The following is a 17,934-nucleotide window of genomic DNA, read 5'->3' as shown; positions in this document are numbered from 1 at the left end:
GCTTGCGGGAGAGGTCGCGCCGAAGGCCCGGGTGAGGGCTATCTCCTCTAGGGGAGGGTCCCATTGCGGAGACACCCTCTCCCCAGCCCTCCCCCGCAAGCGGGGAGGGAACGCACCTTCTACGAGGCGATGGTCGAGCACACCCTCAGCAGCAATGCTACTGGAACGTCATGTCCAGGCATTTGGAGATGTCGGAGCCGAGACCGGAGGAGATGATGATGCAGCCGCGCACCTTCTGCGCGCCGACGTCGGCCGCCCAGACCGAATAGCCGCCGGGGCCGAAGAACGAATTGGTGTTCGGCGGCTCGGTCTCGGTGGCGTCGAAATCATACTTGCCGTCGGTCTCGAAAATGCGCGGCTTCTTGGTGCAGCCGCCGTCGGTCTGGACGTTGATGACTTCCTTGTTGTCGCGGGTCAGCGCCAGGGAGACCTGGCAGCGGAAATATTCCGACGTCTTGGTGTTGAAGAGATAGGTGTAGGACTTGCAGGTCGCCGTGTTCAGCTTGCCCGGGGCAAGGCCGCGGCTGCACGAAATCCGCTGGTTGTGGCTGAGCTGGTAGTCATCGGCTTGGGCGGCCGGCGCCAGCGCGGTAAGCAGCACCGCGGCAGCCGAGCAGGCTTTAACGACAAGGTTCATTCGAATCACCCCCACCAATATTTTTGTCGAGTTGCGTTCTAGACGGAAAGCGGAACATAGTCGCGAGGGGACGAAGGGAAAATCACAAACTGCTGGGCAAGACGTGATGCGCTGCGGCGCTTTCGCAAATTGACCGGGACGCATCGTTCGTGATTTGTTCAAGCCTGGAATGTCCCGACCTTGGGAGGATGGGATGACGGCATTTTCAATCAAGACATTTGCAATCGCAGCCGCGCTCGGCGCTTTGGCAGGGCCCGCATTGGCGCAAACCGCAGCGATGCCCTGGGAGCTCAAGCCCGACACCGGCTACGCCTATGACAAGGACGGCAAGACCTATTCCTACAAGATGGGCACCAGCAATGCCGGCGAGCTCTTGAAGGGCGCCAAGAAGGTGCCCAGGGGCACGCTGTTCTTCCTCGGCCACAACGGCCAGCTCTACATGCGCAGCGGCCCGTATCTGGAGGGTGACGGCAAGTTCAAGTTCGGGCCGGATCAGTAGAAGTCGCGGTCGGTGCGCTCCCTCGCCCCGTTCTTACGGGGAGAGGGTTGGGGTGAGGGGCCTCTCTCCACGCATGAGATTGTCGAGGGACCTGTACCCCCTCACCCGGATTGCATCTGACGATGCAATCCGACCTCTCCCCGCAAGCGGGGAGAGGTGAAGAAGGCGCTCCTAAAACGCCCCTGCCAGCTCCCTTGCGCCGGCTTTGCTGCTGTTGAAGTCCATGCGCTCGTCCGTCACGGCCAGCAGCTTCGCCACCGTGTTGTGGCGGATCGCGACCGGGTTGCGCTCGTAGCCGCCACGCTGGAAGAAATTCGAGGTCGGCACCTGCTCGCGCATCGCCTGCGGCATCGTCACCATGTCGAGGCCGGTGCCGTCGCCGGTGAGGTTCATCATCTCGAGCTCGGCCGCCGACAGCGGGCGGGTGAAGCCCTTGGCGCGGGCGAACAGCACGGATGTCAGCAGCTTGTGGGTCTGCAGCATCGGGCCGATGTCGATGTCCAGCACCATGGCATGCATGGCCCAGCCCTGCGTCGTGTTGCCGATCTTCTCGTGCTCCGACCAGGTGTCGGGCACCGACTTCGCATGCACCACCATCTTCTTGAGCACGGCGAGCTTGTGCTCGAGCGCCTGGCGGGCCGGCCCCGAGCTCCGCGCCACCTTCTCGGACAGCGCGCGAATGAATTCATGGCCCTGCTCGGCGAGCAGCTCCACGCTGTTGGTGGTGAGCAGCTGGTTGTAGCCCATCGCGGTCGAGATCGCGCGCTTGCCGCCATGCTCGATGCCCGCCTGCACGTCGTAACTGCCGGTGCCGCCGGTCTCGAACGAATAGACCCGCACCGCCTGCTCGCGCGTCAACCCGGAGGCCAGCGCGTAGCGCGCATAGGCGCGCTTGAACTCGAGCTCGCTGGAGGGGCGCTGCGGCGTGAACTGGTAGTGCTCCTGCGCCGCGCGCAGCAGATCGGCGACCACGGGGATGGGCTTCTTGGGCGGCCGGTCCGGGGTTTCCTCCGGCTCCGGGTTCACCGGCTTTTTCGGCCCGGTATAGAGCGGCGGATGCTCCAGAACGTAATCATCGAGCGTGATCTGCTGCCCGCTGCGCCGCTTGGCGTTCCGCGTCTTCCGCTTCTCGGAGATCTGGCTCCAGTAAGCGCCGGCCTCGGCATCGAAGGCCGCGCGCGCGGCCTGATATTCCGCGAGCTTGCGGCGATATTCGAGCACCGCGGGCGAGGCCCCCGCGCCTTGCGCGAAAAACTGCGACAGCAGCTGGGCGTTGGCATTGCGAACGGCGGGCGGCAGCGCGTCGGCCTCGGCGCCGCGCGCTGCGGGCGAGATCAGGACGAGCGCGAGCGGAACCAGCGCCAATTTGTTTCGAATCGAATGATGCATGCTGCCTTCTTAGCAGGCATCCGGTAACCGTCACGTTAACGCGCCGTTTACCATCGTCACCTCCAGGCAAATACCGGCTGTTCCAGGTCGGTCACGCGAGTGTGCCGCCCCGCCAGCACCTCGCGGAACTGGTAGATCAGCGCCGCGGTCGGGGCGTGGATCAGGCTCATCTGGTGATGGAAGCGGATTACGCGGCGGCTGCTCTCGGGAATCGCGGTGAAGTCGAAGGCATCGTCGCGCTCGATCGTGTCGAGCGCGATGCGATGGACGGAAGCGACCTCGTCCGGGTTCGGGCGGATCGCAGCACTGTCGGCTGCCCAGACCACGACCGGCGTGATCAGATAGCCCGAGCGCGTCGGATAGTCGTCGAGCAGGCCGAGCACCGCATCGGCTGAAAGCTCGAGTGCGAGCTCTTCGTCGAGCTCGCGCAGCGCGGCCTCGACCGGCGTCTCGCCGGCATCGCAGCGTCCGCCGGGCAGCGCCCATTGGCCGCGATGGGCGCGCAGGTGCGAGGCGCGCCTGGTGAGCAGGAAGGCGGTGTCGCCACCGTCGTCGGATTCAGTCAGCGCCAGCACCACTGCGGCGCGCTTCAGCGCCGACGTCTCGGCTATCTCGGGCAGCCGCGCGAAGGCCGCGCAGGCCTCCGCGATATTCCGTCTCGTGGCATCGTCGAACGCTCTCATGATGCTTGACTACACCAGGACCGCATCTGATGAAACGAGGAGAGATCGCGTTGCAAGGATGGACGACGACATGACCAGCAAGGCCGCCGCAAGGCTGAAATCAGAGGGCTGGAGCATCCTGGAGACCACGGGCTTCCTGCACCTGATCGGCCCCTTGTGGGAGCGCAAGGTCGACGGCCATTACGAGTTCGCGCTCGCGACCGAAGACAAGCACCACAACCGCCGCGGCATGGTCCAGGGCGGCGTGATGATGACGTTCGCCGATCGCACCTGCGGCATAACGGCCCGCCACGTCTCCGGCAAGGAGTACTTGGCGACGGTGCAGCTCGACACCCATTTCGTCGAGGCCGGCCAGATCGGCGACATCCTGATCTCCCGCCCCCGCGTGGTGCGCTCGACCCGCAGCCTGATCTTCATGAGCACCGAGTTGACGGTGGACGACCGCTGCATCGTGATGGCGAACGGCGTGTTCAAGATCTTGAAGGCGCCGGGGTAGCTGTTCGGTCAGCAAGGCCGCCAACGCTGCACACCGCACCCACCGCCGTCATTGCGAGGAGCTCTTGCGACGAAGCAATCCAGCACCTCTCCGCGGAGGCATCTCTGGATTGCTTCGCTGCGCTCGCAATGACGCAACCCGGCGGCTATGCTGCGCCCATAACATATCGAGGACCCGCTCATGCAATACCGTCAGCTCGGCCGCAGCGGCCTGAAAGTGTCGCCGATTTGCCTGGGCACCATGATGTTCGGCGGGCCGACCGACGAAGCCACATCAACGCGGATCATCGATAAGGCCCACGACGCCGGCATCAATTTCATCGATACCGCGGACGCCTATTCGAAAGGCGGCTCGGAGGAGGTCGTCGGCCGCGCCATCGCGCGCAACCGCCAAGCCTGGGTGCTTGCCACAAAGCTCGCAAACCCCATGAATAGCGAATTGGGCGATGATCCCAATCGCGGCGGGCTGTCGCGGCGCTGGGTGCTGCAGGCGGCGGACGAGAGCTTGATGCGGCTCGGCACCGATCGCATCGACATCTACTATCTGCACAAGGAAGACCATGCCACGCCGCTGGAGGAGACCGTGCGCGCGATGGGTGACCTGATTCGATCAGGCAAGGTGCGCTATTTCGGCGTCTCGAACTACCGCGCCTGGCGCCTCGCCGAGATCTGCAACATCTGCGACCGCCTCGGCATCGACCGGCCCGCGGTGAGCCAGCCTTATTACAACGCCATGAACCGCATGCCGGAGGTCGAGCAGTTTCCGGCCTGCGCCTATTACGGCCTCGGCATCGTGCCCTACAGCCCGCTGGCGCGCGGCGTGCTCACCGGCAAGTACAAGGTGGATGCGGCGCCCGACAAGGAGACGCGCGCCGGCCGCAACGACACCCGCATGATGCAGACGGAATGGCGGCCGGAATCGCTCCAGCTCGCCCAGGAGATCAAGGCTCACGCCGAGAAGAAAGGCATCACCGCCGGCCAATTCGCGGTCGGCTGGGTGCTCAACTCCGCCTTCGTCTCGTCGGTGATCGCCGGTCCCCGCACCGAGGAGCAATGGGACGGCTACATAAGCGCGCTCGATTATCGTTTCACCGCGGAGGACGAGGCGCTGATCGACCGCCTGGTGACATCAGGCCATCCCTCGACGCCGGGCTATAACGACCCGGCCTATCCGATCGAAGGCCGCCGCGCGCGGACGGCGTGAGGACGGGGACGTCGATGACGCTTGAAGACCGCTACGGCTTGCCGCTCTCCACCTCATCGCACGAGGCAGCAAGCGCCTATCGTGACGGCGTCGACCTCATGCTCGCGGGCTGGACCGGCACGGCGGAGATGCTGGAGCGCGCGATCGCGGCCGACCCTGATTTCGCGCTGGCCCATATCGCCCGCGGCCGCGTGCATGCCTTCTACCAGCAGGGCGATCTCGCGCGACAGAAGGCGGCACGCGCGCGTGAGCTCGTGGCGAAGCGCGGCAGCGAGCGCGAGCGCTCGCATGTCGAGACGCTGGCGCTCGCGATCGAGGGCCGGCTGCCGGAGGCGATCGCATCGACGCTGAAGCACATCGACGCATGGCCCCGCGACGCCGTGGTGCTGTCGCTGCCGCTCGGCGCGTTCGGCCTGTTCGCCTTCTCCGGCATGGCCGATCACGACCGCGCCCGGCACGAGCTCTGCGAGAGGGTCGCGCAGCATTACGGCGAGGACTGGTGGTTCCTCACGATGTCCGGCTGGGCGATGACGGAGAATGGCGACGTCGCGCGGGGGCGCATCGTCACCGAGCGCGGCTTCAATCTGCGTCGGGCGAATGCCCATGCCGCGCATGCGGTGCTGCATGCGATGTTCGAGGATGGATCGATCGAGGAAGCCGATCGCCTGGTCGAGGAATGGATCCCGGCTTACGGCCGCGCCGGACTCCTCCACGGCCATATCCGTTGGCATCAGGCGCTCGGCGCGCTCGAGCATGGCGATGCGGCGCGGGCGCTCGCGATCTACGCCGACGTGCTTCAGCCCACTGCCACGCAGGCGCCGCCGCTCAACGTCATCACCGACAGTGCCTCGCTGCTGTGGCGCCTGTCGATGTACGGCCATGCGGTGCCGAAGGCGCTGTGGCTGGAAGCCGACGCCGCCGCGCAAAAACTGTTTCCGAAATCGAGCCTTTCCTTTGCCGACGTCCACATGGCGCTGTTCGCGGCCGCGATGCAGAATCGCGAAGCGCTCGCCGTCCGCCTTGCGGCGATCGAGCAGCGGCTGGCTGACGGCAAGCTGCCGGCCGGCCCGGTGGTGCCGGCGATCTTCCGCGCGCTCGCGGCTTTCGCCGATGAGGATTACCGGACCTGCGTGCAGATGCTCGCGCCGGTGCTCGGCGAGGTCGTGCGCATCGGCGGCAGCCACGCCCAGCGCGAGCTGATCGAGGACACCTATATCGTCGCGCTGATGCGTAGCGGCGAGCTGCCCCGCGCCCGCGCCGCGCTGGACGCCCGCCTCCACCGCCGCCCCTCCTTCCGCGATCAGCGCTGGCAGGCGGCGGTGGGCTAGCTCCGCCACGAAAAAAACACCGGCCTGATGGCATGTGCCCGCTGGGATGGATCGGGCGATTTGAACGAATCGCCGTCGGGGTTGACGCGGTGGTATTCCAGTCGGGACTCGCAGCACAAACGGGATCGCAACCAATTTGCGATTCGATAGTTATGGTGCGGAATTGTTCCGCCGCCATGGCCCCCGTGAGCCCTACGATGCACCTTCGCCGATTGGTCCTCGCCGCGTTGCTCGTTGTCTCGGCAAGTCCTTGTTTTGCCGAGACTTCCAAGCCCATTCCGGTCAACAATCCGCCGGCGCAGCCGAACGCCTTCATCGATCTCCTGGCGCTGATGTCGGGCCACTGCAAGACGTTCAGGGTCGCAGGCCGCACCTTGCCCTGCAAGACGGTGGCCTACGCCCACGGCGACACGGGCCGGGTCAATTTCGCGGTCGCAGTCGACGATCCCTCCGATGACAGTCATGTGGTGTCGTTCTCCGGCGAGAACGGCAAGCGCGCCGACGACAATTCCTATGAACTCCCAATCGACCGCGTGCTGCTCAACTCCAAGGACCGCCCCAAGGTCGATGGCCTGCCGGTGCCGGCCGAGCAGACCTCGACCGGGATCTGCCGCCAGACCGGCAACTTCGCCGCCAGGAAGGTGAACGACGTCACCTGCTCGGCGACCGACAGCCAGGGCCGCAAATACGAGCTCCTGTTCGTCTCCGACGGCACCCCCGTCAGCGTGCGCCGCATCCGGCAATCGTCGCCGTCGATCCAGGATCCGTTCAAATAGCTCCGTGTCCGCTGGCGTCAACGCGTACGATGGCGATGACGTCACGGAGCGACCTATGAAACGTGACCGCCTGTTTCTGCTGCGTCCCGGCTTCGAGGATCCGGCCTTTCCGGGCCAACGCTTCTATTGCTGGCACTGCGCGCTGATCGAGGGTGTGCTGGCCTCGTTTCCACAGCTGGCCGAAAAGCTCGACGTCGAGCGGATCCCCTGGCCACGGCCGCGGCAAGCCGTGATCGCGCTGGTCGGCAAGGAGAATCAGTCGCTGCCGCTGCTCGTGCTCGCGACTGGGGCGACTTCGCCGCACCAGACCGGCAGCCATCATGGCCGCGCCTTCATCGCAGACAAGGACGCGATCCTCGCCGCGCTCTCCGAGCGGCACGGCTTTCCCGATCCGCATCCGTGATAGTGTGTGCGAAAATCTGTATGCCCCACTCTCGTGTCCCGGACGCGCTGCAACGCTCCTTGCGCTGCTGCGCAGAGCCGGGACCCATGCAGCGGGTCCACCAGGAAAATAGGCCCCGGCTCAGCAGCGCATCGTCGAAGAGACGCTGCGCTGCGTCCGGGGCACCAATCGGCAGGCGAAGCCTCGTCATGCGACGATAGAACGCGCGCCTTTCGAGCGTTCACAAACGTTAACGAGCGTTCATCGGAACTGATATCTGCGTCGTTTCGACGCCCGCACCGGCCGGAACGCGCGGGATGCTCATGTGTTGTCACGCGACATTCAACTGGAGTGATGACATGAAATATCTCATTGCCGCGATCGCCCTCGGTGCTGCGGCGTTGGCCGGCGGATCGGCGAACGCGGCCGGCAGCGTAAGCGCCAAGCAAACCGCGCAGGAAAGCCAATCCACCGACATCAGCGCGCACCGCAGGCACTACCGCTGGCACGGTCACCACCATCACGGCTATTATCGGCCCTATTACAGAAGCTACGGCTACTACCCGCGCCATAGCTATTACGGCGGTGGCCCCTATGGGTACTACGGCGGAGGCCCCGGCGTGACGTTCAGCTTCGGCGGCGGTCGCTGGTAAGAGGGACACAGACGAGAGGCCCGCAGAGATGCGGGCCTCTTTTGTTATTTCTGCAGGATCGCGGCCACCGTCTCCAGGCCACTCGCCAGGGCCGCCTCGACTGTGCCCATGTCGCGGCCGCGATAGAGCGCTTCACCCGAAAACAGCACCAAGCCGTCGGCACGCGCGAGGATCGCCTGTGCCTCGCGGGTGCGCGGCGTCGCCCACGAATAGGCGCCGCGCGCGAAGCGATCATGCGCCCAATTGGTCGCAGCAGACGCCACCAGCTCGCGCGCGATGTGATCGCGCGGCAGGCCGAAGACGGTGGCCAGCGAGCCGAGCCCGGCATCGATCAGGGCTTGCGCGTCGAGGCTTTCCAGCTCCGCCGTGCGCGGTCCGCCGAACCAGCCCGTGAGCACGGGACGCTGGTCCGGGTAGCGCGTCCACCACACCGGGATCACCTCATCCGACAGCAGGAAGGTCATGTCGGCAAGGTCTGCCATGCGCTCGCGCCACCATGGCCGCGCGAAGCGCAGCAGGATCTTGATGACGTTGCCGAAGCCGATATCGTCGGCAGCCGCAAGCTTGGCCACCGCGCCGGCCGGCAGCGCGATGTCGCGCAGCAGCGGCAGCGGCACGGTGATGATCGCGCGATCGCAGGTCTGCACATCGCCGCCGGCGCAGCGAACGATCACCGCGCCGCCCTCCTCCGCAATGGCCGACACGACGGAGCCGAGGCGGATGGTGACGCCGTGCCTGCGGCAGTCGGCCGCCATCCATTCGATCATCGCACCGTAGCCGCCGGCGATGCGCGCCTGCGGAGCGTGTCCGCCGTCCATCCATTCCGCGCGTAGCGCCAGCGTGGAGGCGCGTTCGGGATCGGCTGCGTCATAGCCTTCGACCATCCGCTCGATCGAATGGCGCATCGGCGCGTAGTTATCGCCTGCAAAATGCAGGCGCAGGAAGTCGGCGGCCGTGAGGTCGTCCTGCAAGCCGCCCAGCACGGCCTGAAGCTCCGCCTCATGGGGATCGTCGCGCGCCTCGCGCGTGAGCTTCGTCCCGTCAAAGCTCCACCGCTCGCCTTCGATCTCCTGAAGCGACAGGCCGGCCTCGCGCAGCAATGCGCGCGTGACCGGCGCCTCGCCATGAATGAACTCGGCGCCGCCATCGGCAGCATAGCCGAACTCCGCGGCCGGCAGCGGATGAATGCGGCCGCCGCAGCGCTGGCGCGCCTCCAGGATCGTCACCTTGCGGCCGGCACGCGCCAGCTCGCGCGCCGCCATCAGGCCGGCCGCGCCGGCACCGACGATGACGATGTGCTCGGATGGATCGGACATGGCCGCGCCTTACCGGCTCGCGGCTTGCGGATCGTTCTGGATCAGATAGCGCAGCAGCAGAACGCCGCCGCCGAGCTCGCGCGTGCTCTCCAGCGTCATCGCGGTGAGCGGCGCGCGCCGGTCGCCGTCCGCCTCCGTCGAATCGAACACGAAGGGGGCGCCTTTTGCGCCGTCGATCGCGGGGCTGAGGATCAGATTGAATTCGTCGATGAGGCCGGCGCGCAGGAACGCGCCGTTGGCGACGCCACCACCCTCGACCAGCAGACGCTTCACGCCGAGCTCGCGGCTGAGAATGTCCAGCGTCAGGGCGAGGTCGATCTCGGATTTGCCGGCAAAGATGTAGGACACGCTCTCGCCGCGGAGGCCGGCGAGATGCGAATCCGGGACGTTCTCGGTCAGCACGACGACGATCGGATCACCGCCGATCTCCGCGCGCCCCCAGCCGATCTTGCCCTCTGCATCGAGCACGACACCGTAGGTCTTCGCATCGCGCCGGGCGAACCAGCTCTCGCGTGGGAATTTCGCGTTCGTCGCGGGATAGGGCTTGCCCTTGGCGAATTCCGATCCGGTGACGCGGCCGATCACCCAGGCATCACCGCCGAGCTCTTCATGGATCTTCTCGAACCAGTCCGTGCCCGCGCCTTTCGGACGCCAGCGGCTGGGATGCGTGCGGCCGTCGAGGCTGGAGTGCATCAGGCAGATGACATACGGTTTCATGCAATCCTCCGGGCAGCGCTCAGGCCGCGGATCCATCGCCTGCAGCACGACCGTGCACGATCGCCGCCAGCGGATTGAGCCTGGGCGGCGCCACCAGCTGGAGCGTGTTGGTGTCGTGGTGATTGAACGGCGCGCCGCGCACGAACAACTCTGTCTGGATCAGATAGGTCCAGCTGCCGTCGTCGTTGAAAGTGATGTCGCAGCGATAAGCGTCGGTACGGAAGGCCTGCTCCAGAAAATCGGTCGAGCAGATCCCGTAGGCGGTGTCGCCGCGCTTGGCGGTGACCGAGATCGCCCTGTCATCCGGTCCGGCCTCACCCGAGGCCAGCAGCACCTGCCCGCGCGGGATCGCCAGGGTCTGCATGATCAGCCCGGTCGCCGGCTCCCACAGCCAGTAGCCGACCTGGTCGTGGAAGGTGATGTCTTCCTCGGGCGTGTTGATGTGAATGTGATAGCGCAGCCCGTACAACAGCTGCGGCCCATTGGCCTGCGGATCGATCGGGTCCATGCGGATGCGCTCGATGAAGGTCCGGCGCTCCGGCCCTTCCGCCTTCGGATTGATGTCGATGCCCTTGTCCGCCTGCCAGGTGCCGGCAAGACGCCGAAGCGGGCCGAGATTGGCCAGGCCGTCGGGCGAGACGTCCTCGGGTTCGGTGAAGATATCGGCGGGAACGGGGAGCATGGAGGCCTCGCGGAGTTGCAGAGACCAGCAATAACACGGGCCGGCGGCGGTCTGAATTCAACTGTTACCGGCAAAGCGCCGGAGGCATTCGAGCCATGCGATGATGCGTATTGCATCCCGCGCGCGCTCGGGCGCTGCAGCGCGCAGGTTGACCAGGTCGTTGAGCTGCCGGCGCGCCCGCGAGCCGTCGTCAGGCCGCTTCGGACACCGATTTCGCGCGCAGCTCGAGCACGCCGATCGTCGCGACCAGATTGTCGCGCCGCGCGCGAAGGTTGAGCGCGAGAAGCGGATAGGTCGGTTGAACCGGGTCGAACACCCCGGCGCGCGCTTCCTCCTCGAGAATGTCGGTATTAATCAGCCGAACGCGCCACCATAAATCGGCGATCAACGCGTCGAGCCGGAGTTCATCAGCAGCACCAGAACGGGACACTTCCTGCATCACTTGCCTCAACCTGAAACGGCCTCTCCGCCGAGGCCTGGGGTTGGGTCATGACTGAGCAAGTGGAGTGCCAGGACGGCGGAGGCGCCGGACCAACAGTTGAGCAGCTCTCTTGGGCCCAAGGGGCTGCAGTGGCCGGCCATGATGACAAACGCCGGAGGAATTCAGCTCACGCCACACGCCGTTTCCGGCGCGCCGTCGGGGCTTGCCAGGAGAGGTTTGCAACCGGCACGGGCTTGCTGAAGTGAAATCCCTGGCCGAGCGGTATACCGAGTGATTGGAGCAGCCTGACCTGTTCGGAGGACTCGACCCCCTCGGCGACGATCGACAGCTTCAGCGTCTTTGCGAGCTGCACGATGGATTTCAGCACGGCGACGGTCTCGCAGCGATCGATCCTGTCGATGAAGGATTTGTCGATCTTGACCTTGTCGAAAGGAAAGGCCGTCAAATAGGACAAGGACGAGTATCCGACGCCGAAATCGTCGAGGGCGATGGAGACGCCGAGCGCCTTGAGGCGCTGGAGCGTCCTGAGGTTCTCCTCGGTGTCGGCGAGAAATACGCTCTCGGTGATCTCGAGCTCGAGCCGGGTTTGCGGAAGCCCGCTCTGCGTCAACGCAAACGTCACGGTGTCGACGAGATTGGCGCTGGCAAATTGCAGGGCGGAGAGATTGACGGCGACCTTGACGTCGGCCGGCATGCTCATCGCATCGCGACAGGCTCTGGCGAGCACCTGTTGGCCGAGCTCGACGATCAATCCCCCCGCCTCCGCAACCGCAATGAACTCTGCCGGAGGGATGTAGCCCCTGGTGGCGTGATGCCAGCGCGCCAGGGCCTCGACCGATTTGACCTGACCGGTGCCAAGCTCGATCACAGGCTGATAATAGAGCTCGATTTCCTCGCGCCAGATCGCTTCACGCAGCTCGATCTCGAGCACGTTGCGCTGATCCGCTTCCGCCTTGAGCTCCGCTGAATAGACGTGGAAGCAGCTTCGGCCGGCATTCTTCGACCTGTAGAGCGCAAGATCGGCATTGCGAAGGATCTCGTCGACCCGCGTGCCGTGCTCGGGCACGAGCGCAACGCCAATGCTGCAGCCGATCACGACGGGATGGCCGTCGATGTGATAGGGCTCGGCAATGGCCTGGACCAGCCGCGCGGCCAGGCTTGCAGCGCCGTCGCGCATCGCCGCCCGGCCCGCTGCCACGATCACGGCAAACTCGTCGCCGCCGATTCGCGCCGCCGTATCGGCATCACGGATCTGCGCCTTGATCCGGTCGGCGACCTGCTTCAGCAACGCGTCGCCGCATTGATGGCCGAGCGCATCATTGACCGACTTGAACTTGTCGAGATCGAGCAGGAGTACGGCGAACGCGGGCTCGATCCGGCGCGAGCGGGCCAGCGCCTCGTCGAGGCGCTCCTTGAACAGGTTGCGATTGGCAAGGCCGGTCAGGCTGTCGTAATGCGCGAGCCGCTCGATGCGGTCCGCCGACGCCTTGCGCTCGGTGATGTCCTCATGCGTGGCAACCCAGCCACCGCCCTCGCGCCGGCCGTAGGAGATGTAGACGACCCGCCCGTCCGGAAACTGCACGGTGTTCGAGATCTGCTCCGACTGAGCGAGCCGGTTCTTCAAATCGACGAGGTACGTCTCGACGTCGAGCACGGCGGTCTGCTTCGCGAACACCTCCCGGAAGTCCATGCCGATCCGAATGTCTTCCGGCACGAGGCCATAGAGTTCGAGCCATTGCCCGTTGAACGCGATCAGGCGGTCCCGGCCGTCGAACATGCTCAAGCCCTGGGGAAGGTTCCTGAGCGCATCCTCGAACTTGCTGGCGAAATCGCGCCGCTCGCGGTGGGCGCGATCCAGCGCCTGCTGCCGTCGCCAATGGAAGGTCGTCGCGGCGAGGATGATGAACGTAAGCAGCAGCGCGCCGCCGAGATAGACCTTCTGCCTGAAGGCGGAGCGGGAATAAATCTCCTGCTCCGAAACGCCGACGGTGAAGATGAGCGGAAACGCGCGCGACCTGCGCGCCGTGATCAGCCGGTCGCTGCGGTTCGGCCGGTTCTCGTTCCAATATTGCGCATAGAAGCCGTCGCCCAGTTCACTCTCGACGCGGCTCGGCGCGCTTTGTCCCAGCACGGAGCCCTGGTCCACGCCCCGGGCAGCGAGCACGACGTGGTTCGCATTCCTGAGCATCAGCGTTCCTCCGACGCCGAGCTTTGCGGTGTCGTAGAACCTGCCGACGACGTCGACGCTGATCGAGCCGACAACCACGCCGACCGGCTTCCCGGCGAGGTCGAACAGCTTTCTCGCGAGCTGTATCGTCCATTTTTTGGACGCGCGGCCCAGCACCGGCTTCGCCACGTAAAGGCGATCGTCGGCCTGCGACATGGTATGAACGAAGTGCTCGCGATCACCGAGATAGAGCGGCGGACCGGAATAGCCCGCCGTCGTCTCGATCATGTATCCGTCCGATCCGATCAGAGCGAGCTGGACCACGTCGCCGGTGGCGATGCGGGCCTTTTCGGACCAGAACTTCAGGCGGAAGGTCAGCGGATCCTCGGCGTAGAGTGCCCGTACCACCAGCAACGACTGATCCACGCGCTCGAAGATGCGCTCGGTGTTCTCCTCGAACAATTCGGCGACGCTGTTGCCGTGCGACCGCGCTTGCTGGATCGCATCCATCCGCTCAGACGCGGTGATTGCGAAATAGCCGATCCAGACCAGGGGCAGAAAGAACAATGCGATCTGCAGCGGACCATTCCGCAGGATCGTTCTTCCGGCTTTGTGGACTGTTCCTGCGGGAATCACGACGCGCGCCCCCGCTCCGGCCGCCAGGGCAGAACTGCGCTCGCTCGCAGTATTGGCATCGCCTTGTCTCCGCCTCGACTGCACAGGGACACCCGCGGCCGAAGGCGGCGCGCGGGTGCCGTTCATGGCGCAAAGGTAGCTGAAACAGCCTTAAGTTTCTGTTTGGACGTAGCTCAATTCTTCAGCTCAAATCATCCGTATCATCACGGAGGTCGGCCGGTTTTGAGCAATCAGGCACATGGGCATGTCAAAAGCGGCGCATTTTAACCGTCTTTGGACCGCTTTTCACATCGCGCGCGCAACGACGATCGTGCCGGACAGGATGAGGAGCACGCCTGCCGCATAACTCAGTCGTTGGCCGAACGGCAGCAGTTTCTCGCCGGCGACATAGAGCGCGATGCCGATGATCCAGGCGAGGTTCATCACGCCGCCGACGAACAGCAATACCATCAGAAACCAGCAGCAGCCGACGCAATAGCTGCCGTGGCGAAGTCCCATCCGGAATGCGCCGCGCGTGCCGGGCCGCCAATGTCGGCTGAGAAACAACAGCGGGCTCTCGCAATAGCGCAGGCAGGCCTGTTTGAGCGGCGTGAACTGATAGATCCCTGCTGCAATCAGAACGCCGCCCCCCATGATCGCGCTGGTGCTCGCCATCGCCATCGACAGCAACCCGAAGCGTTCGAACGCTCCTTGCACCAGGACGGCAGCGAGACTGAACCCGGCCCAGGTCACGAGATAGCCGGCGAGGAAGGTCCAGCTATCGGTTGCGGCGCGGGAGGCAGTCTCTTGCCTGCGCTTGACGGTCGCATACAGGAGAACGGTGGGCACCGCGCTCGGCGCCATCATCGCGACCATCATCACCCACCACATCACGAACAGCAGTACGCCATAGAATGGCGTCCACGGCATCGGCGCCATGTCCGGCATGTCGGCCATCATCTCGGTGTCCATGCCGGCGCCCGCAGCGAGGTAGGCCCAGGCGAGCGCCACCACTGCGGCGGTCCCGATCGCGACGATCAGCCGGTCGCGGTGGAGCAAATGTTCCAGTATCGAGCGCCCCTGCATCGACTTGTCCATAGCGATGAGGAGCTGACACCGAGGTTTGTGTCGGTGTCAGCGCCGCATCATGCCGCAACGCCCTCCGGCGTCTGCACGACATTGGCGAGCGAGCTATGCGTACCGCGGGTCTCGAACGGAATCGCGCCGGTCGAGCGGATGTTGGCGGATGCGACCTCGGCCGCCCGATGTTCGAACCCCTCGGGCATGACCACCTGGATGCGATGCGGATCACCGGTCACCGGATTCTTGATCGGCTCGACATCGGTCTCGAGCACGCCCCTGGCGAGGAGCCTTGCGATGCGTCCGTCCTTGTCGAAGGAGAACTCGAACGGCACAAACACCGGATCGTGGATCTTGGTGACGATCATGCTGACGATCTGGAAAAGCGTGCCTTCGGCCGAATGCTTGCCGGAAAAGATATCGAACAACGCCTGACGCTGCTCCGCCGTAGCGCGTTCGTCGATGATGGGCTGGATTGTCCCGTTGCCCTCATGCAGCGGCCCAGGGAAATCGACCGTGATCGCAAAGCAGAGACCATCGAGCCTGGTCCCTTCGAAATGTCCCTTGGCGATCCGCATGGCGACCAATCCCTTGCAATAGCCTTGGGTCGGCCGTGCGTTGAAATCGCAGGGGCAGCCAAACGCGCAGCTGCAGTTCTTCATCCATTCGCCTTCGAGACGCCAGTCCGATGCAGCCATGGCACATCTCCTGATGTGAGCGGGGACGCGGCAGCCGTTGACGAATTTGTTCAGCGTTCTTGTCGAGGCAAGGCGAAAGGCGCGAGCGGGATCGAGATCCGATCAGAAGGCCGGCATCGCAGAAAAAGTATGGTGGCGAGCTGCCGTTTACCGTCCGAGGATCATATCAGCGGCCGCCGGCCACGTATACCGAACGAGGGTAGTGCCTCAGGGGCAGCCACATCTCGGGGATATCCGACGTCAGAGCCATGGTGCCCAGGGGCGGAATCGAACCACCGACACTGCGATTTTCAGTCGCATGCTCTACCAACTGAGCTACCTGGGCGTGCTCCAAGAGAGGGGCCAAAGCCCATCGAGCGGGCGGTTTATAGTGGGCCGAGAGCGGCCTGTCCACCCGGCTTCGCCAAGTGGCTGCGCCGGGCGCGGCCCTTCTGTGCACAACATCGGGTGGGGTTGCTGCGGCGGGTGCGGGGCACCTCAGGAAGGCCATTAAGGCATTGATATAGATTGATTATTCGACGTCATCCGCCTCGTCGTCGCGGCCGGGGATGACGTAGGAGCCCTTCAGCCAGCGGTTCAGATCGACGTCGCGACAGCGCGAGGAGCAGAACGGGCGGGTGGCCTGCGTCTGCGGCTTGCCGCAGATCGGGCAGGTTCTGAGCGAGCCCGTGGGCTTGGTGACCTGGTTGTCCATGGGTGTCGGCAGCTTACGCGGGGTGACGGAGTTCAAGAGTCTGTCGGGAAACGGGTTCCTGGCGCAGCCGCACATACGCCGCTGCGCGGACCGGCCGGGCCATTCTACTGTGCATGGGGTTGTTTTCGAGGTTTTTGTCGGCGCCTCACCGGGGCTCACACCGCGGTGGAGTTGAGCCAGCCGAAACGGATCGGGAAACCCTCGCCGCCGAGCAACGTGGTGGTTTCGTAGAGCGGCAGGCCGACCACGTTGGTGTAAGACCCGACCATCTTGACCACGAAGGACCCGGCGATGCCCTGCACGGCGTAGCCGCCGGCTTTGCCGCGCCACTCGCCCGAGCCGATATAGGCCTGGATGTCGTCCTCGGAGAGGCGCTTGAAGCGCACGCGGGTCTCGACCAGGCGCTGGCGGAACGCTTCGCGCGGCGTGACCAGGCAGATCGCGGTGTAGACGCGATGGTTGCGGCCCGAGAGGAGACGGAGGCACTGCGCGGCTTCGTCGACCAGATTGGCTTTGGGCAGGATGCGGCGGCCGACCGCCACCACCGTGTCGGCGGAGAGGATGAAGGCGCCGCGCAGCTCGTCGTCGAGCTGCACCGACTTCAGCGCGGCGTCGGCCTTGGCCCTGGCCAGCCGGTTGGCGCAGGCGCGCGGCAGCTCACCCCGCTTCGGCGTCTCGTCGACGTCGGCCGGGCGGAGCGCATCCGGCTCGATGCCGGCCTGGTTGAGCAGCGACAGCCGACGCGGCGAACCGGAGGCAAGTACGAATTTGGGGCGGCCGAGCATCAGGTGATTTGGGGGATGAGGCAGGGGTGAAATTGCGCGCGGAACCTATCGGAAGGGGGCTGATTTCACAACCCGGGAACCCGGACTTTGCTGATTCGAGGGTTCCGACATGCGTGCACTCACTCTGTGACGCGGGTGTTACGGCCGCCGCATGCTACCCGCTCGCCGCGCCCACTTTCGCAAACCGCCGGCGGATGCGCATCAGGAGCTGATCGCAGACCTCGCGATAGGCAGCTAACTTCTGGTCGCGGCTGCCTTCGATGGTGGTGGGATCGTGCGTCGGCCAGTATTCGACCTCAGCGGCGAGCGTTCGCGTCAGCTCCAGCGCCTTATGGTGCGCCTCGGGCGAGAGCGTGATGATGAGGTCGAAATTCAGCCCCTCCCAATCCTCCAGCTCCTCGAAGGTCTGCGGCTTGTGGGCCGAGATGTCCTGGCCGAGCTCGCCCATCACGGCGACCGCGAAGGGATCGAGATCGCCCTTCCTGGCGCCGGCCGACTTCACGTAGAGGCCTTGCGGAAACATGTGCTGCAACAGGCTCTCGGCCATCGGCGAGCGCACGCTGTTCATCGCACAGGCGAACAGCACCGATTGCGGATCGCGTGCGCGTGGGGGCGCAGCCATCGCTTACGCTCTTTTGTTTTTGCGCATGATCCGATCCGAAAACCGGTTCCCACTTTTCGGGATCATGCGC

Annotated in this window: 20 protein-coding genes and 1 tRNA gene; 7 read left to right on the top strand and 14 right to left on the bottom strand. The window is 65.1% G+C overall.

Features of this window, described 5'->3' with window-relative positions; all coding sequences use genetic code 11:
• Positions 1-157: 157 nt before the first annotated feature.
• A complete protein-coding gene (locus ACNJYD_RS05190) occupies positions 158-637 on the bottom strand; it encodes a hypothetical protein (RefSeq protein WP_212254019.1) in 480 nt (159 codons plus the stop codon).
• Between the two features lie 193 nt (positions 638-830).
• Between ACNJYD_RS05190 and ACNJYD_RS05185 the strand changes: the two genes are divergently transcribed.
• The gene (locus tag ACNJYD_RS05185) at positions 831-1,136 is read left to right on the top strand and encodes a hypothetical protein (protein ID WP_172785123.1); all 306 of its coding nucleotides are present in this window, start codon (positions 831-833) and stop codon (positions 1,134-1,136) included.
• A 171-nt stretch (positions 1,137-1,307) separates the two neighbouring features.
• Here ACNJYD_RS05185 and ACNJYD_RS05180 read toward each other — a convergent pair whose 3' ends face one another.
• Both ACNJYD_RS05180 and ACNJYD_RS05175 read right to left on the bottom strand, forming a co-directional pair.
• On the bottom strand, positions 1,308-2,525 hold the full coding sequence (locus ACNJYD_RS05180; RefSeq protein ID WP_439365592.1) for a hypothetical protein: 1,218 nt from the start codon (positions 2,523-2,525) through the stop codon (positions 1,308-1,310).
• Between the two features lie 56 nt (positions 2,526-2,581).
• Entirely contained in the window at positions 2,582-3,211 is a 630-nt protein-coding gene (locus tag ACNJYD_RS05175) for an NUDIX hydrolase (RefSeq protein ID WP_439367413.1), read from the bottom strand.
• A gap of 67 nt (positions 3,212-3,278) precedes the next feature.
• Here ACNJYD_RS05175 and ACNJYD_RS05170 point away from each other — a divergent pair, with 67 nt between their 5' ends.
• The 6 genes from ACNJYD_RS05170 (at position 3,279) to ACNJYD_RS05145 (ending at position 8,046) form a co-directional block, all read left to right on the top strand.
• Positions 3,279-3,704, top strand: a complete 426-nt coding sequence (locus ACNJYD_RS05170; RefSeq protein WP_439365591.1) for a PaaI family thioesterase — start codon at positions 3,279-3,281, stop codon at positions 3,702-3,704.
• Between the two features lie 180 nt (positions 3,705-3,884).
• Positions 3,885-4,907, top strand: coding sequence for an aldo/keto reductase (locus ACNJYD_RS05165; protein ID WP_439365590.1), 1,023 nt, complete (start codon positions 3,885-3,887; stop codon positions 4,905-4,907).
• Between the two features lie 14 nt (positions 4,908-4,921).
• On the top strand, positions 4,922-6,235 hold the full coding sequence (locus ACNJYD_RS05160; RefSeq protein ID WP_172785128.1) for a tetratricopeptide repeat protein: 1,314 nt from the start codon (positions 4,922-4,924) through the stop codon (positions 6,233-6,235).
• A gap of 197 nt (positions 6,236-6,432) precedes the next feature.
• A complete protein-coding gene (locus tag ACNJYD_RS05155) occupies positions 6,433-7,011 on the top strand; it encodes a hypothetical protein (RefSeq protein WP_439365589.1) in 579 nt (192 codons plus the stop codon).
• Between the two features lie 55 nt (positions 7,012-7,066).
• Complete coding sequence (locus ACNJYD_RS05150) at positions 7,067-7,414, top strand: DUF3088 domain-containing protein (RefSeq protein ID WP_439365588.1); 348 nt, start codon at positions 7,067-7,069, stop codon at positions 7,412-7,414.
• Between the two features lie 338 nt (positions 7,415-7,752).
• Positions 7,753-8,046 (top strand): hypothetical protein, encoded by a 294-nt coding sequence (locus tag ACNJYD_RS05145; RefSeq protein ID WP_172785131.1) that lies wholly within the window; start codon positions 7,753-7,755, stop codon positions 8,044-8,046.
• A 44-nt stretch (positions 8,047-8,090) separates the two neighbouring features.
• Here the strand turns inward: ACNJYD_RS05145 and ACNJYD_RS05140 are convergent, their stop codons facing one another.
• The 11 genes from ACNJYD_RS05140 to ACNJYD_RS05090 all read right to left on the bottom strand — a co-directional run bounded on the left by ACNJYD_RS05140 (position 8,091) and on the right by ACNJYD_RS05090 (position 17,864).
• A complete protein-coding gene (locus ACNJYD_RS05140; protein ID WP_439365587.1) occupies positions 8,091-9,362 on the bottom strand; it encodes a flavin monoamine oxidase family protein in 1,272 nt (423 codons plus the stop codon).
• A 9-nt stretch (positions 9,363-9,371) separates the two neighbouring features.
• The gene (locus ACNJYD_RS05135; protein WP_439365586.1) at positions 9,372-10,079 is read right to left on the bottom strand and encodes a RibD family protein; all 708 of its coding nucleotides are present in this window, start codon (positions 10,077-10,079) and stop codon (positions 9,372-9,374) included.
• 19 nt (positions 10,080-10,098) lie between these two features.
• A complete protein-coding gene (locus ACNJYD_RS05130) occupies positions 10,099-10,761 on the bottom strand; it encodes an FABP family protein (protein ID WP_439365585.1) in 663 nt (220 codons plus the stop codon).
• A 190-nt stretch (positions 10,762-10,951) separates the two neighbouring features.
• Positions 10,952-11,200, bottom strand: a complete 249-nt coding sequence (locus ACNJYD_RS05125) for a hypothetical protein (protein WP_212254010.1) — start codon at positions 11,198-11,200, stop codon at positions 10,952-10,954.
• A 169-nt stretch (positions 11,201-11,369) separates the two neighbouring features.
• Complete coding sequence (locus ACNJYD_RS05120) at positions 11,370-13,937, bottom strand: bifunctional diguanylate cyclase/phosphodiesterase (RefSeq protein ID WP_172785136.1); 2,568 nt, start codon at positions 13,935-13,937, stop codon at positions 11,370-11,372.
• A gap of 354 nt (positions 13,938-14,291) precedes the next feature.
• A complete protein-coding gene (locus tag ACNJYD_RS05115) occupies positions 14,292-15,071 on the bottom strand; it encodes a DUF2182 domain-containing protein (protein WP_439365584.1) in 780 nt (259 codons plus the stop codon).
• A 59-nt stretch (positions 15,072-15,130) separates the two neighbouring features.
• Positions 15,131-15,763 carry a DUF1326 domain-containing protein gene (locus tag ACNJYD_RS05110; protein ID WP_172785138.1) on the bottom strand — a complete coding sequence of 211 codons (633 nt, stop codon included), beginning with the start codon at positions 15,761-15,763 and terminating at the stop codon, positions 15,131-15,133.
• A gap of 249 nt (positions 15,764-16,012) precedes the next feature.
• Positions 16,013-16,088, bottom strand: a tRNA-Phe gene (locus tag ACNJYD_RS05105).
• Between the two features lie 186 nt (positions 16,089-16,274).
• Entirely contained in the window at positions 16,275-16,457 is a 183-nt protein-coding gene (yacG, locus tag ACNJYD_RS05100) for a DNA gyrase inhibitor YacG (RefSeq protein ID WP_172785233.1), read from the bottom strand.
• A gap of 155 nt (positions 16,458-16,612) precedes the next feature.
• The gene (locus tag ACNJYD_RS05095) at positions 16,613-17,242 is read right to left on the bottom strand and encodes a Maf-like protein (RefSeq protein ID WP_260374052.1); all 630 of its coding nucleotides are present in this window, start codon (positions 17,240-17,242) and stop codon (positions 16,613-16,615) included.
• 154 nt (positions 17,243-17,396) lie between these two features.
• Positions 17,397-17,864 (bottom strand): low molecular weight phosphatase family protein, encoded by a 468-nt coding sequence (locus ACNJYD_RS05090; protein ID WP_439365583.1) that lies wholly within the window; start codon positions 17,862-17,864, stop codon positions 17,397-17,399.
• Between the last annotated feature and the right edge of the window lie 70 nt (positions 17,865-17,934).

Origin of the sequence: Bradyrhizobium sp. SPXBL-02 (genome assembly GCF_051853065.1) — a bacterium.
In the GTDB taxonomy this organism is placed as follows: Bacteria; Pseudomonadota; Alphaproteobacteria; order Rhizobiales; family Xanthobacteraceae; genus Bradyrhizobium.
This window is presented reverse-complemented; position numbering and strand designations above follow the sequence as displayed.

Bases quoted from the DNA above. Each gene is read 5' to 3' on its own strand.
- ACNJYD_RS05110 (WP_172785138.1), bottom strand. From the start codon at position 15,763: ATGGCTGCATCGGACTGGCGTCTCGAAGGCGAATGGATGAAGAACTGC.
- ACNJYD_RS05090 (WP_439365583.1), bottom strand. From the start codon at position 17,864: ATGGCTGCGCCCCCACGCGCACGCGATCCGCAATCGGTGCTGTTCGCC.
- ACNJYD_RS05160 (WP_172785128.1), top strand. From the start codon at position 4,922: ATGACGCTTGAAGACCGCTACGGCTTGCCGCTCTCCACCTCATCGCAC.
- ACNJYD_RS05165 (WP_439365590.1), top strand. From the start codon at position 3,885: ATGCAATACCGTCAGCTCGGCCGCAGCGGCCTGAAAGTGTCGCCGATT.
- ACNJYD_RS05155 (WP_439365589.1), top strand. From the start codon at position 6,433: ATGCACCTTCGCCGATTGGTCCTCGCCGCGTTGCTCGTTGTCTCGGCA.
- ACNJYD_RS05095 (WP_260374052.1), bottom strand. From the start codon at position 17,242: ATGCTCGGCCGCCCCAAATTCGTACTTGCCTCCGGTTCGCCGCGTCGG.
- ACNJYD_RS05190 (WP_212254019.1), bottom strand. From the start codon at position 637: ATGAACCTTGTCGTTAAAGCCTGCTCGGCTGCCGCGGTGCTGCTTACC.
- ACNJYD_RS05115 (WP_439365584.1), bottom strand. From the start codon at position 15,071: ATGCAGGGGCGCTCGATACTGGAACATTTGCTCCACCGCGACCGGCTG.
- ACNJYD_RS05140 (WP_439365587.1), bottom strand. From the start codon at position 9,362: ATGTCCGATCCATCCGAGCACATCGTCATCGTCGGTGCCGGCGCGGCC.
- ACNJYD_RS05185 (WP_172785123.1), top strand. From the start codon at position 831: ATGACGGCATTTTCAATCAAGACATTTGCAATCGCAGCCGCGCTCGGC.
- ACNJYD_RS05125 (WP_212254010.1), bottom strand. From the start codon at position 11,200: ATGCAGGAAGTGTCCCGTTCTGGTGCTGCTGATGAACTCCGGCTCGAC.
- ACNJYD_RS05180 (WP_439365592.1), bottom strand. From the start codon at position 2,525: ATGCATCATTCGATTCGAAACAAATTGGCGCTGGTTCCGCTCGCGCTC.
- ACNJYD_RS05170 (WP_439365591.1), top strand. From the start codon at position 3,279: ATGACCAGCAAGGCCGCCGCAAGGCTGAAATCAGAGGGCTGGAGCATC.
- ACNJYD_RS05145 (WP_172785131.1), top strand. From the start codon at position 7,753: ATGAAATATCTCATTGCCGCGATCGCCCTCGGTGCTGCGGCGTTGGCC.
- ACNJYD_RS05135 (WP_439365586.1), bottom strand. From the start codon at position 10,079: ATGAAACCGTATGTCATCTGCCTGATGCACTCCAGCCTCGACGGCCGC.
- ACNJYD_RS05150 (WP_439365588.1), top strand. From the start codon at position 7,067: ATGAAACGTGACCGCCTGTTTCTGCTGCGTCCCGGCTTCGAGGATCCG.
- ACNJYD_RS05130 (WP_439365585.1), bottom strand. From the start codon at position 10,761: ATGCTCCCCGTTCCCGCCGATATCTTCACCGAACCCGAGGACGTCTCG.
- yacG (WP_172785233.1), bottom strand. From the start codon at position 16,457: ATGGACAACCAGGTCACCAAGCCCACGGGCTCGCTCAGAACCTGCCCG.